Source organism: Pseudomonas sp. PME37.24/006 (genome assembly GCF_055556635.1).
Genome location: NZ_JBVHNL010000003.1, coordinates 390,829 through 403,064, shown reverse-complemented (window position 1 = coordinate 403,064; position 12,236 = coordinate 390,829). Strand labels below are relative to the sequence as shown.

At 61.3% G+C, this 12,236-nt stretch carries 17 protein-coding genes and 1 pseudogene; 3 read left to right on the top strand and 15 right to left on the bottom strand.

Going from position 1 to position 12,236, the window contains the following annotated elements:
• Window positions 1-11 precede the first annotated feature (11 nt).
• A complete protein-coding gene (locus tag ACZ3GY_RS12865; protein ID WP_465910350.1) occupies window positions 12-521 on the top strand; it encodes an OmpA family protein in 510 nt (169 codons plus the stop codon).
• Window positions 522-540: 19 nt separating this feature from the next.
• Here ACZ3GY_RS12865 and ACZ3GY_RS12860 read toward each other — a convergent pair whose 3' ends face one another.
• The 8 genes from ACZ3GY_RS12860 to ACZ3GY_RS12825 form a co-directional block, all read right to left on the bottom strand.
• Complete coding sequence (locus tag ACZ3GY_RS12860) at window positions 541-2,661, bottom strand: CHASE2 domain-containing protein (RefSeq protein WP_465910349.1); 2,121 nt, start codon at window positions 2,659-2,661, stop codon at window positions 541-543.
• A gap of 541 nt (window positions 2,662-3,202) precedes the next feature.
• Window positions 3,203-3,418 (bottom strand): hypothetical protein, encoded by a 216-nt coding sequence (locus ACZ3GY_RS12855; protein ID WP_465910347.1) that lies wholly within the window; start codon window positions 3,416-3,418, stop codon window positions 3,203-3,205.
• Between the two features lie 159 nt (window positions 3,419-3,577).
• Entirely contained in the window at window positions 3,578-4,105 is a 528-nt protein-coding gene (locus ACZ3GY_RS12850; protein ID WP_465910346.1) for a hypothetical protein, read from the bottom strand.
• Window positions 4,102-4,428: a hypothetical protein gene (locus ACZ3GY_RS12845; protein WP_465910344.1), complete on the bottom strand. Its 327-nt coding sequence runs from the start codon at window positions 4,426-4,428 to the stop codon at window positions 4,102-4,104. The genes ACZ3GY_RS12850 and ACZ3GY_RS12845 overlap by 4 nt, the downstream gene beginning before the upstream one ends.
• Complete coding sequence (locus tag ACZ3GY_RS12840; RefSeq protein ID WP_465910342.1) at window positions 4,425-4,838, bottom strand: DUF7740 domain-containing protein; 414 nt, start codon at window positions 4,836-4,838, stop codon at window positions 4,425-4,427. The genes ACZ3GY_RS12845 and ACZ3GY_RS12840 overlap by 4 nt, the downstream gene beginning before the upstream one ends.
• Window positions 4,835-5,260, bottom strand: a complete 426-nt coding sequence (locus ACZ3GY_RS12835) for an ASCH domain-containing protein (protein ID WP_465910340.1) — start codon at window positions 5,258-5,260, stop codon at window positions 4,835-4,837. The genes ACZ3GY_RS12840 and ACZ3GY_RS12835 overlap by 4 nt, the downstream gene beginning before the upstream one ends.
• Window positions 5,257-5,604 carry a hypothetical protein gene (locus tag ACZ3GY_RS12830; protein ID WP_465910338.1) on the bottom strand — a complete coding sequence of 116 codons (348 nt, stop codon included), beginning with the start codon at window positions 5,602-5,604 and terminating at the stop codon, window positions 5,257-5,259. The genes ACZ3GY_RS12835 and ACZ3GY_RS12830 overlap by 4 nt, the downstream gene beginning before the upstream one ends.
• Complete coding sequence (locus tag ACZ3GY_RS12825; RefSeq protein ID WP_465910337.1) at window positions 5,597-6,490, bottom strand: hypothetical protein; 894 nt, start codon at window positions 6,488-6,490, stop codon at window positions 5,597-5,599. Before ACZ3GY_RS12825 ends, ACZ3GY_RS12830 begins: the two co-directional genes overlap by 8 nt.
• Before the next feature lie 267 nt (window positions 6,491-6,757).
• Here ACZ3GY_RS12825 and ACZ3GY_RS12820 point away from each other — a divergent pair, with 267 nt between their 5' ends.
• Window positions 6,758-7,000 carry a hypothetical protein gene (locus tag ACZ3GY_RS12820; RefSeq protein ID WP_465910335.1) on the top strand — a complete coding sequence of 81 codons (243 nt, stop codon included), beginning with the start codon at window positions 6,758-6,760 and terminating at the stop codon, window positions 6,998-7,000.
• Between the two features lie 29 nt (window positions 7,001-7,029).
• Here the strand turns inward: ACZ3GY_RS12820 and ACZ3GY_RS12815 are convergent, their stop codons facing one another.
• On the bottom strand, window positions 7,030-7,212 hold the full coding sequence (locus ACZ3GY_RS12815; protein ID WP_465910334.1) for a hypothetical protein: 183 nt from the start codon (window positions 7,210-7,212) through the stop codon (window positions 7,030-7,032).
• Window positions 7,213-7,369: 157 nt separating this feature from the next.
• Here ACZ3GY_RS12815 and ACZ3GY_RS12810 point away from each other — a divergent pair, with 157 nt between their 5' ends.
• Window positions 7,370-7,786, top strand: a complete 417-nt coding sequence (locus tag ACZ3GY_RS12810) for a hypothetical protein (protein ID WP_465910333.1) — start codon at window positions 7,370-7,372, stop codon at window positions 7,784-7,786.
• Window positions 7,787-7,830: 44 nt separating this feature from the next.
• Here ACZ3GY_RS12810 and ACZ3GY_RS12805 read toward each other — a convergent pair whose 3' ends face one another.
• The 6 genes and pseudogenes from ACZ3GY_RS12805 to ACZ3GY_RS12780 all read right to left on the bottom strand — a co-directional run.
• Window positions 7,831-8,073: a hypothetical protein gene (locus tag ACZ3GY_RS12805; protein ID WP_465910331.1), complete on the bottom strand. Its 243-nt coding sequence runs from the start codon at window positions 8,071-8,073 to the stop codon at window positions 7,831-7,833.
• Entirely contained in the window at window positions 8,070-10,157 is a 2,088-nt protein-coding gene (locus tag ACZ3GY_RS12800) for a DNA cytosine methyltransferase (RefSeq protein ID WP_465910329.1), read from the bottom strand. The genes ACZ3GY_RS12805 and ACZ3GY_RS12800 overlap by 4 nt, the downstream gene beginning before the upstream one ends.
• A gap of 10 nt (window positions 10,158-10,167) precedes the next feature.
• Entirely contained in the window at window positions 10,168-11,388 is a 1,221-nt protein-coding gene (locus ACZ3GY_RS12795) for a phosphoadenosine phosphosulfate reductase domain-containing protein (protein WP_465910328.1), read from the bottom strand.
• A complete protein-coding gene (locus ACZ3GY_RS12790; protein WP_465910326.1) occupies window positions 11,385-11,660 on the bottom strand; it encodes a hypothetical protein in 276 nt (91 codons plus the stop codon). Before ACZ3GY_RS12790 ends, ACZ3GY_RS12795 begins: the two co-directional genes overlap by 4 nt.
• Entirely contained in the window at window positions 11,657-12,028 is a 372-nt protein-coding gene (locus tag ACZ3GY_RS12785; protein WP_465910325.1) for an Arc family DNA-binding protein, read from the bottom strand. The genes ACZ3GY_RS12790 and ACZ3GY_RS12785 overlap by 4 nt, the downstream gene beginning before the upstream one ends.
• Window positions 12,021-12,215 (bottom strand): annotated as a pseudogene (locus ACZ3GY_RS12780) (DNA translocase FtsK); the annotation flags it as partial. The gene ACZ3GY_RS12785 and the pseudogene ACZ3GY_RS12780, both read right to left, overlap by 8 nt.
• Window positions 12,216-12,236 lie beyond the last annotated feature (21 nt).

Sequence of the window (12,236 nt, the reverse complement as noted above, 5' to 3'; positions counted from 1 at the left end):
ATGTGGTGCTGGTGGAAAGCCCTGACGGAAGTACAGGCGCCATTGAGGTTAAAACCGACAAAGGCCTCACTCGCGTCGACCAGAAGGGCTATGCCGTGAACCTCGACGGCAGCAGCGCCAAGCCGTTCCAAGTGGGTGAACCCAGACTCGACAAGGACTTCTCCGCCGCACGGGCAGCACAGCCTGCGTTGCCGAAAAGCTATCTGCTGTACTTCAATACGGGCGGCACCAGCCTGACCAAGAAGTCTCAGGCGGAAATTCCGGAAGTGCTGCAGACCGTCAGGGAGCGCGGGCCTTCGGCAGTTTCGGTGATCGGTCATACCGACACCGTTGGCAGCAAGGCATACAACGAAGAACTGGGGCTGTTGCGCGCCCGCGCCATTGCCCGCCAATTGCAAGACAATGGTCTTCAGGCGCTGGAGCTCGTGGTTACCTCCCATGGCGAAGGCAACCTATTGGTGAAAACCCCGGACAACAAGCCGGAGCCCGCCAACCGCCGGGTCGAAGTCACCGTCCGCTGAAGCCGGCATCGGCAGGCCTTTACTTGCGGGCCATCACCAGGCGGGTGCCTTGCTCGCCACTGCGCAGGCGTTGAAGGTGAAAGGCGACCAGCCCGTCCCACGGGCGCTGTTCGCTGAGGTTCTCGAATACCGCCAACGCATCAGGATCGGCGCTCTCTAGCAGAAGGTAGGCGACCTCGTAAGCCTCGTCGCAGGTAACAACGGGCACGACCATCGCCTCAAGCGGCTCGAATACCTGCACGGCTTCGACCTTTCCCTGGAGCACGATTTCGCCAACCGGTCGCATCGGCACTTCAGGGCAGTTCTCACGAATTGCCTCGGACACGCACAGCAGGGTGCCTATCTGCCTGTTCAAACTCTCCAGGCGCGACGTGGTGTTAACCGGATCACCCAGCGCGCGGTAATCGAAGATCGTCGAGCCGCCGAAATTGCCCACCACCACTTCGCCGCAGTGCACACCGATGCGCGTCTGGCCGAACTCGATGCCTTGCTCGCGCAACGACGTGACATAGGACTGGGCAAAACGATTGATCTCCAGTGCGCAGGAAAGCGCTCGCTGTTGATGATCGGCCTGTGGGATTGGGGCGGAGAACATGATCGCCACCGCATCCCCGACGATTCGATCCAGCGTGCCCTCATGGCGGAACGCAATGCCAATGACCTGCTCCAGGTAATCATTGAGCAGGCTTACCGCCGCCTCGGGAGTCTGGCGTTCCATCATCGAAGTAAACCCGGTGATGTCGGTAAACACGAAGCTGCACAGTTGCCGCTGACCACCGAGTGTCAGCCGCTCCGGGTGTGCCACCAGATGGCTGACCAGATTGGGGGACACGTAGCGTGAGAAGGCGGCCTGTATCCAGCGCTGTTCGCGCTCGGCAGCCATGTGCCGCACGATACTGGCGGCGCCATACACCAGCATCAGCCCGATCGATGGGGTAAACAGATCGAGCAGCAGCCTATGAGCGACGAAGCCATACCAGGCAGCAGCATTGAGCAGCGCTACCACTATCACCATGAGCATGGCTGATGCCAGGGCGGGAGCGTTCAGCGCCAGCAGCCCCAGTACCAGGCTGCCCAGCAGCAGGGTCAGGCTCTCCACCGCCAGCGCCCAGCTCGGCCGAAGTAGCAAGGTGTCCGTCAGCACCTGTTCCAGCGCCTGGGCGTGAACCTCTACCCCAGGAATGATCCCGCCCAATGGGCTGAAGCGCAGATCCTGCAAGCCCTGGGCGGAGGTGCCGATCATGATGATGCTGTTTTCAAGGGGCGGCGCCGACCCGTCCAGCACTTGCCAGGCCGGGATGCTGCGGTTGGGTTGTGGAGGGGTGAAATACACCCAGAGTTCGCCGCTGGCAGCAGTCGGAATCTGCAGCCGGCCAATATCGACCCGCTGTACCCCGGACTCGCTGCTGATGATCCGGTAGCGACCGGTGTGCTGCGAAATGCGCAGGGCCTCCGCCACCAGCGATGGGCGCAACTCACCAGCCAGCGATACGAATAGCGGTACGCGCCGAACCACGCCGTCGGCATCGGGCCTGAACGTCATGGCACCGATGCCACGAGCCGCCTGCTCCAGCTGCACCAACGGGCGGGTAGCGCCCTGGAAGGCCGGTACGAACGCAAGTGGGGAGGGGCCTTGCAGCACCATGCCAAAGCGACTCAGCGGTGGCCCGACTTCTCGACCGCTTTGTTCCGCGGCAAATCCGAGCACCGTGTTACCGCGCTTCAGTACATCAGCGAACTGCGTGTCATGATCCGGCAAGGCTGCCAGCCCGGCGACCAAGTCGGGTGGCAACTGGTTGCCAAGCAGAAGTTGGCTCGGTGAGGTGCGATCCGGCTCGGCGAACAGTACGTCGAACACCACTGCAGCCGCGCCAGCCTGCTCGAGCTTGTCCACCAGCGCTGCGACCTGCGTGCGAGCCCAGGGCCATTGGCCAATGCGCTTGAGGCTTTCCTCGTCCAGATCGACGATGCGCACTGCCGCATCCTGGTAATCACGTGGCTGCCAACGCTGATACTGGTCGAAAACCGCATTGCGGACTTTCTGTACCGGCAGCGGATCGAGCAGAAATACCACTAGGAGGCCCAGCAAGACGGCAAGGCAGAAGCCGCCTCCCACTGAAAACAGACGGAATCTAGGCACGCTCAAAGGCTCTGGGCAGGATAGAGAACAACTTGGTGTTGCGAAGATACCGAAAAAGGCGCCGCATGGGGCGAGTGCTTCACATCGGAAAAAGTAGCGTGAGCCTGGGTGCGGCCTTAGATGTCGACCTATCACCGCATCTGGCTGGTTGCTGCCATTGGTGCGCTATTCGCGGCTAGCTTCGAATAACGTGGATTTCACGGCTGGCAGGCGCGCGAGGGGATTAGCAGAGCTTTGCCATACTTAAGTCTAGTCAAAGATGCTGGCGCCAGCAGCCAGATACAACAAAGCCCGCTCAAGGCGGGCTTTGTTGAGGTGCTTCGTAACAGGTTTGGGCTGCTAGAAACCGGGATCTGGTCGAGAGGCAAGATTCTAACGCCTTCTCCAACCTATTGGTTTTACTGGTTATTTTATAGGTTGTAGAAAATAGGCATACCACTAGGCATACCATCTGTTCCAAGAGCCTCAAGCCCCAGACATTTCCCCGCCTAAGCGTGCCTGCAAATTTTACCAGAGGGGGTGGACGCAACCAGCACCAGCGTCATGATCTCTCGCGGAGCCTGTCCATCGACTCCTGACATTCAAAGTTCACCGCCTCGCGCGTGTCGGTAATGATGTACAGGATCTGGCTGCACACCTGGTTGGTGTCGGCGCCGGCCAAAAGGTCGGCAACCTTCGTTTCAATTTTGGTGAGTCCGTCATTGGCCTGCTTCGCCGTGTCAATGACGCTGATCAGGTCATAGTGTTGCGTGCCCATAATTCTGTCCTTACGTCTGGTGGTTGCATTAACCATAACGGCCGAGATCGAATCGCCCACTGAATCTGCAATTATTTTTCTCTGCCGGGTTACACACCAGCCTACCGGCACTCTGAAATATGCAACCCCTATCTAGAATGGGGTTTCCAGGGCATTTGGTCAGCGGACTATTGTCAGGAAATCACTGGGTGAGGCGTGTTTCATCGCTTTTGCGTGACCAGCGCATTGCCTGATTGGGTTGCCGCGCTCGTCACAGTCAGCATGGCAATAGAACTTGCTCAAGTTCTCCTGGCAGTCCCTGGCATCTGAGGTGGTCACCGCTGAGGTATTCGCGGGTGACCCGATCCGGTAAGCGCAGCCGTGGCAGGTGCCTTTGGGATCTATTCCGTCTGCGAGGATAACGCCTTGCATTGCACCGAACATGGTCGGCAGGTTCGCCTGTTCAGCGGTGTGGGGGTGGCTTCCGTTCTCCATAAGGATCAGCTCGACCATTTCCCGGCAGTTCTCGGCAACTGCGTTGGCCATGCCCAGGATCTGCGCGAACAGATCGAGCATGGCTGCTGGGTCGCGCTGGCTGGCCATGCGTTCCAGCACCAAGCGCCGCATGTCGACGGGCAGCAGGGTGGCGCCGGCGAGTTCCCGCGCGTCGGCTGCGGTGATGGTGTAATCGGTGGCTGGTTCGTTCATGCGGACTCACCATCCAGCTGAAATTGCTTTTCCATCATGCTGTCGATGGGTAACCACATGCCCTGGCGCCGTTTCCCGGTGTGGCCGCACTCGGAACAGCCCGCATTGCCGTGTGAACCCATACATCCACAATTGCAAGAGCACCCGCTGCAGGTATCAGTCCATTCCGCGGACTCGTGAACGATGCCCCGGATGATCGCGAAGTTCTTACGGCGATCGAGCCTGTGACCAGCCAGGGCTTCTGCTTCCTCGTAGGTTCCTGGGTGATCAGTAGGCAGGGATTGTCCTTCTGGAAATTCACGCTTGATGACGGTACCGCTCATCCTGCAGCCCTCCAGTTGATAGGCTTGGTGTGGTTGCAGTGCTGGCACATCCAGTGCCGCGCGCCGGGTTCGCCGGCGAGGCGCATGTGCTTGTAGTGGCAGCGCGGTGCATCCTGCAGGCGCTGCTCGAAGGGTTGGCCAGGCAGAATGCCGAGGAAGTCGGTCACGTCCTGCACAATAGTGTTGGCGATGCTCAGCACCTGGTCATCGCTCGGGGTTTGCGCCAGGTTGGCCATCTTCTGGCGGTGCTCGACTTGAACCTTGTCGCGCATGTGGCGCGCCGCGTTGCGGACAGCCGCGGCAGTACCGTGGATGCGGAGCACCAGGGCGAAGACCGTGACCACGTGCAGATTGTCGTAGCGCGCGGCTGCGCTGCGCTGGAGCCAGCGGGGAAGGGCGATCGCGTTCATGCGTGAGGCTCCGCATAGTCGACGTCGAAGAAGCCCAGGCGGCCCTTCAGCGGCATGAACGGCAGAGGTTTCGGATCACGCAGCACGAATCCCTTTTCGCCCATGTACCAGGGCGAGTCGCTGTGATCGACGGAGTCGACCAGCTCGACTGAGCCTATGATTCCGCCGCGCTGCAGATCCTCGAAGCGCGGGACGAAGCCCAAAATCGGGCCGATAGTCCAGCCCGCCAGGTTGTATTCGGCGCGGGTAATGCCCTGCGAGGCGTGAACCAGAAAGCGGCCCCTGAACTTGGTGTGCCACGTTCTGTTCTCGATCAGTTTGATTTGCCCAGCAGCCTCCGCAGCATTACGTGCAGCGCTTTCAGTGAGGTCTGGCCGGATGATTGCCCAGGCCCAGGGCTGGCGAATGCTCAGGGCTTTCATGGCTGCTCTCCCTGCACGACCTGGCCACCAGCCTGCTCGATCGCTGCAACGCAATCCGCCCGCATGCGCATGGCGCTGTTGTAGGCGTCCATCCAACTGTCGTCGATACCTTCGTCAGGCTCCTCTGGCTTGACCGGTACCGGCAGGGATACGACGAAGGTGGGCGATGGTTTGTGCGCTCCCTGCTGGGCGCGGACTCGCCACATATCCAGAGCAAAGCAAAGCGCCGGATCGTCATACCCTTCGCCTACCCGCCTTGAGGCAATGGACTCCGGTGTGTATCCGTACTTCAAGCACGCAGCAGCCTCGAACGCCTCGCGCTCTTGATCGATAGGCTTACTCATCGCTCTTCACTCCATTCAGGCTGGCAACTTCGTCCAGAGCGGCGTTAAAGCCTCTCGCATAGCCATAGACGGGGCTGCGGATATCGGTTTCCCTGTATTCAGGCATCAAGATGCGAGCAGCTGGCTCGGCAGGCTGGGCGGTGGCGGATAGGACGGTGTCTCTGTGCCTAGAACAGAACACCAAATCATCGGCATCTATGCCGCCAAGCGGGTAGATTTCGCCGTCTCTTAGCCGACGGAACTCGTACCAGGTGTGGGCCTCGGAATTCCTTTTAACGTACTCAACCTTATCGCCAGTCTTCCAGCTTCCGTCTGTCGCCGCGCAACTGAACACGTCACCAGGCTGCCAGTTTTTGCGAAGCCTCATGTCGGTTCTAAGCGAGCGATCCATGCGATCGTTGAAATCACGCAGCAGCGCCTGCGCCTCGGTAAGTTTCTGCCGCAGTGCCTCGACGCCTGCAGCGATCGGCCCCCAACTCGGGATGCCTCCCAGGATTTCGCCGACCTCGCGTGTAATCGACTGCTGCGTCTTTGCTTCTCCGGCCCAGACGCGAGCCTGCTGCAGGATCGCATCACGCTGGTTGGTAAGGCGCTGCCGCTCTTCACCTTCAGCTCGGCCGATATCCCAGAACTGCTTGCCCCAGTGCCCTTCGGGCGGCGGGTTCACGCCTTGGAAGCCGAACATCATGGTGCCGATGATGCTGTCGATCAGGTCGCGCTTGTAGGCGTTTTCGCCGTCGATGCTCATGCCTGATTCGCGAAGTGACGTTAGCTGGGCGTCTCGATCCACTGGTGTAGCACTGATGACGAAAGCCTCCCCGAGGGATGCCCGAGCCTGCGCTGGCGTCACAGGAACGAGAATCAAGCCTTGGTTGATGGCTTCCATCAGCGAACCTTCAGTCTGATCACCGACGTAGCAGCAAATCCCTGTTTCAGGGTTTAGGCCTGCAATAGCTGTGTTTGTATGGTTCATAGGTCACCTCGCCGCATGGGCGGCAGTGTTGGGTGTGGGATACTGGAAGTGCTGCAGGCACGCGGGCGCGTCTGGCAAGGAATGCCGGCGGGCCTGTAGCAATTTGTGAGAAGTTGAATTTGCGCGCTCTAGCTCGCTGGCTACACTGCGAGAAGGATCAACAACGAGAAGGAACTCGACATGGCCGCTACCGCCGCTATTGCCCCTGCATTCGCCCAGATCAGTGGCGAAATCACCCACGAGAAGATCGCCCGAGACATCGGGCTCAATGTCAGCGAGGTGGCAGCTTGGGTTACCCACGCTGAGCCCTACGCCGACTACTCCGGATACCGAATCTTCTTCGCCATCGAGACACCCGCAGAAATCCGCGCGCGGTTCCCGCGAATGACCGACAACCTCATGCTGATCGTGCTGGCTACCTGACAGCGATTGGAGTGCGGAGCCGTTGCGTTTCAGCGGTTCTGCCTGAGGTCGGCCAGCTTTCGCGTCAAATCCATGGTGCAGCGCTGCAGGGCGCCGGCTTCCACCGGCGTTCGCTTGCTGGTCGACTTCTTCCGTGCTGCGCGCAACGCCCGGGCGGCGCGCAGGCAGCGGGCCAATTCGAGAATTGTCTGATCGAGGGTGTGAGCTTTCATCACGATGCTCCTGAGATGTTGGCAGGCAGTACCGGCATGCACACACGCCGATTCGCCGGCCGGTGTGGCGGCAGTACGTAACCTGATTGATAGCTCGTAGCAGCTGGTTTTCCGGCGCGGGCTCGCGTAGCGTCGCGTGATCCAAAAGAGGGAGTAGATGCTGATGTGGCTGCCGCGCTATTTGAGGCTCCGCTGGGATTTGAGGAAAGTGAGACTGGAGGAGCTGAAGCTCAACAAGCACATCCTCGATACGAATAGTGATGTTGAGGCTTATGTGCGTTGGCAGGACGAGGTCTATGAATGGCGTCAGACAGTGCTCACCACCTACTGGGTCAGCAAGGCCGAGAATTTCGCAATCGAGCTGCCGAGCTGGAGCAAAGAAACTCACGGCCGTGTTGATTGGGATAATGACAAGACCCAGCCTTGGTATCTCCATCCAGAGGGCATTGCGATAGTCAGAGCTGCAGTCCGTGAGGAGGAGAAGCAAAGACGTGATGCCTACGCGTTTTGGGTTACAGGCGTTTTGGGTTTGATAGGCGCTGCAACCGGTTTTTTGGCTGTCTTCAAAGGATGAGATGTGCCAGCCTTCAATCCATATGTGCCAGTTCTTGATTCTGATCATGGTTGCGGCTCTGTCAGCAGGTTCGGCCCCGGGGCTTTCGCCCTGGGCAGAGGCAGGTTGTGTAGGCGGAAGAATTCGCGCCGGGCGTCGAGCCAGGCCTTGTAGGCCCAGCCCGACCGCTCGCTGAAGGGGTACGACTCGTCGATCGCCAGGGCGATGCCGTGGGCGAACTTGCCCTCGGCCATCGCCTGCTCACGCACCTGGTGCATGTGCTGCCAGCTCGTGGTGTACCAGCTCATGCCGCCACCAAACGTGGATGGCTTTCACCCCACGGATTGTTCGCCCGGGCGATCGCGGCCATCGGCGGTGGGCTGACGCTGTTCCCGCACATGTGCACCTGCTCGCTGATGTTGAACGACCGACCGTCGTGGCCATGGGTGATGATGTAGTTCGGCGGGAAGCCTTGGGCGGCGTACAACTCGTGCGGCTTGAGCATGCGCAGGTGGATATCGACGATCACGTACGGGTCGCCGCCGATCCAGACGGTGACCAGTGCCAGTCGATCCTTGGTGGTGATGGTGCTCACCGTGTCGCCCATGCCGACGATGTTCTCGCCGATGCCGTGATACTTGATCAGGAAAGCCGCACAGCGCAGCGCGCCTTCCTCGTCGTCAGGCGATAGCTGCAGCTCGACCAGCGCGGACTTGCCGCCACCGCCCGCGGTGATGGTCGGCGCGGGTTCGTCCAGGGCCTGGCCTATGCTGGCGCCGAACTGGCGGGACAGAAATGCCGTGGCCGCGGCGTGGTGCTGGCCGCCGGCGCTGATGGTGTGCAGCGGATCTTCAACGTCGCGCGCGTCGCAGTTACCACGCAGGTGCACCAGGTTGGCGGTGACCAACTGCTGCTGGCTGCCCTTGTTGGTGATGGTGGTCATCGGATCGGTCGACGGCTTCGAGTGCGTGGTGTTGAACCCGCCGTTGGCCTGGGCAAGAAAGGCGGTGGCTAGCGCCCGGTGGTTTTGAGCCAGCAAGCTGCCGATTGGATGCTCCACGCCAACAGGCTTGCCGCCGTACTCAGGGCCACCGGCGCCGACGAGTACGGCGCTTGCCAATGCATGCTTCACACCGCCGGCCACCACGGTACCGACAGGCTTATCCAGCCCCGGCACGCGAGGATCTTGTCCGGGCCGCTCGCCATAGCCAACCTGTATCAGTGATGCGCCGGCCACGCCCATTGCATGGGCCGCGCCTGCAGGACGCTTGCAGTTGCCGCCGGAGGTGATGGTTGGCAACGGCTGATCAAGCGGCTCGCCGCTGTGGTCGAAGCGAAACTTCACCAGGTGCGGCGAGCAGACGGCCAGCTCGCCGCGGTTGGCCGCGGTGATGGTGCGGAAAGGATCGTCGACGCTGTGCAGGCGATCGGCGCCCTGGTGCGTGACCGGGACGATGAAGGGCTTTGCCTTGCCGAGTACTTCGCGATGAATACCCTTGGCCACGCGGCGCAAGGTCGCTTCGGCCAGGTCTTTCTTGCGCCCGAAGATGCTCTTGCTCGGCACGCTCCAGTCGATGCACTCGGCGGCGGTACGGTAGGGCAACTGGCCTTTGGCTGGCTTGGCCGCATGGGTTGGCGTCGGCCAGACGATCGACTCACCGTCGCGACGGGCTACCAGGAACAGGCGCTCCCGGCTGGTCGGCGCGCCGTAATCGCACGCGCGGAGGATCTGGTGCTCAACGACATAGCCCAGGCCCTCAAGGCTGGCCAGGAAGCGGAGCCAGGTGCGGCCCTTGCGCTTCGGGTCGGGTACCAGAAACTGATTGTGGCGCGCCACTTGTTCGCCGGGCTCAGCCACGCGGTTGACCATCTTGTTGCTGGTCGCGCACTTCACCTGCTCGAGCGTCACCACGCGGCCGGTCTTCTTGCAGCGCTTAGCGATCAGCGGCCCCCACTGGCGGATCTGCTTTACGTTCTCCAGGCTGATGATGCGGGGCTGGGCGATGCCGGCCCACTTCATCACGACCCAGGAGAGGTCGCGAATCTCCTTGCGACGCGGCTGCCCACCAGCGGCCTGGCTGTGGTGCGTGCAGTCAGGCGAGGCGTGGAACCAGCCGATATGGCGGCCGGCGAGTACTTCCACCGGGTCGACCTCCCACACGTCGGTCTGCAGGTGCAGGGCGCCGGGGTGGTTTGCCTCGTGCATGCTGATTGCTGCCGGGTTGTGGTTGATCGCGATGTGCACTGGACGGCCAAGGCCCATTTCGATGCCGGTGCTGGCGCCGCCACCACCTGCGAACAGGTCGACGTTGATTTCGCTGGCCATGTCGTCAAAGGCAAGGCCGTATTGAGTGCGGAACTCCAGCGGGGCTGGTTTCTTTAAAGAGCTCATGTGGCGTTCCTCAGACGAACAGCAGCGGCTGAACCGAGCCGTCAGCGTTGATTTGATCCATTGGTGTGTCGGCGGTTGGCTCGTCCCCATCCCAGCCCTGAGGCCAGGTGCCGGCGGCGATCAGCTCGCGGATCCGGGCCTCTTCCTCGGCGTTGATCAGGTCGACGCGTGGGCGGCCAAAGCGATCGGCAGCAGCGTTCACTTCGGACTGAATGCCAAGGATTCGATCGAGACCCATCAGGCGGGCTTCGAAGGTCAGCGGCCCCATGCGCTGGGGATTGGCCGCGGCGCTACCGTCCTTCAAGTACTCGAAGCCAGCCTTGCGTAGACGGTGCTGGGGTTCACGCAGCTCGCGCCAGAGCTTCTTGATGCCTTTGAGTGGGGCGAGATACGCCCAGGCTGGGTTCAGCAGGATGGTGTCCAGCGCTTTGTCTTCGCTGGCGAGCGGGCAGCCAGTGCAGCCGGTGCGCGCGTTTATCTCTTCAGCCTCATCGCCGCCGTACGCATCCGCGATCGTGGCAGTCGACCAGTCGCCGAACTCGACCTGAGGCGCCCAGTGCTTCAACCACTCCCATACGTGGCAGACGCGCCAGTGCAGAACCGGCGCCAGTGTGGCTAAGCGACCTTTCAGGCCTTTGGCTTCGGGAAGTACTTTCTGGTACCAGCCCTGGCCACACTCCGCTCCATCTTTACCGCACGACATCTCGATGCGCTTATCACGGATCGCGCTTTCGCCCTGGCGCACGCCAGTGATCATCAGGACGTTGCCATCAAGCTCGGCCAGCCGCTGCTCGAGCGCCGCCTGCATCGGGTCGATCTTGATCTGACGGGTGCACCAGCGCAGCGTGTTGTTATTCGGCGGGGGAACGCCGCGACCCAGGATGTAGACCATGAACCGCTTGTCCATGGGCGCGCAGACAACCTCGACCCGCACGCCGCGCTCCTCCAGCTCGTCCATGATCTGTTTCGCAGCGATCGCCAGCGGCGGCAGTTCCTGGCGAGTGTCGGCATAGAACACGGTCATCGACTTAGGGGCCGGTATACGGCCGGAGTCGATCAGCCAGATGATCAGCGTCAGCGTTGCACTGCTGTCCTTGCCGCCCGACCAGGCAATCCCCCAATGCGGATGATCCGCACCGTAGGCCTGGAGCGACTGGATCGTCAGGTCGATGCTGTCCGTCATCTGCAGGCGCTCTGCGCCGGCGGCGAAGATATCGATCTGCGCAGTCATGCAGCACCATCCTGCTGCTTAGCAGCACCAGATGCGGTGAAGATGTCCAGCTGCGCAGATTTGCATTCCGCTGCCCCGTGAGGGAATCGTTCCGCTAGAGCAACACGGATCTCAGCATCATGGCGCTGCTCGCCTTCGTGAGGCTCAACCGCAACTACGCTCCCGTCGGGCCTTTTGATGGTGCGGCGGTGCCCAGCTTGGGTAGGTTCGCGCTCAATGCTGTAGCCGAGCTGATCCCAGTGCCAGTTGGGGCTTCCTTCGCGATTGCTCATGCCGAGGTCTCCACAGGAAGGCATGGCAGCTTGGTGATCGCGTCGCCTTCAAATATCGGCAGAAGCTCGACGTTGCCATCCCAGTTACGTGCGACCTCTGGGTCGTTCGTCTCCTCCAGGTAATTGGCGGTACGCCAGCCGATCAGGCGCGGAGCTGCATGTGCGATCGATGCGGGGCCATTAACTGCACTCGCCAGCGCATCCAGCAGCAGCTCCTGGCGCGCGCCGCGGGCCAGCTTCTCCTCGATCGCCTGGACGATGAAGGTGTTCATGCTGATGTGGTTGGTGCCGGCCACGTCATCGACTTTGCTGCGCATGCCGTCAGGCAGGCGAATCACGAACTTGTCAGCGGTGCGAGCGTTACCCATGGCGGATAACCTCGCGCTGGCCGTTGGTGTTCATCGCGGTGACGACACCGGCAATTTCCATGGTCTCGACCAGGCGGGCTGCGCGGTTGTAGCCAATCTGGAGTTTGCGTTGAACGGAAGAGATGCTGCAGCGCAGGGTCTCGCGCACGAAGGCGACGGCTTCGGTGTACAGGGGATCATCGCCTTCAGGGGCGGCTTCGCCGGCCGC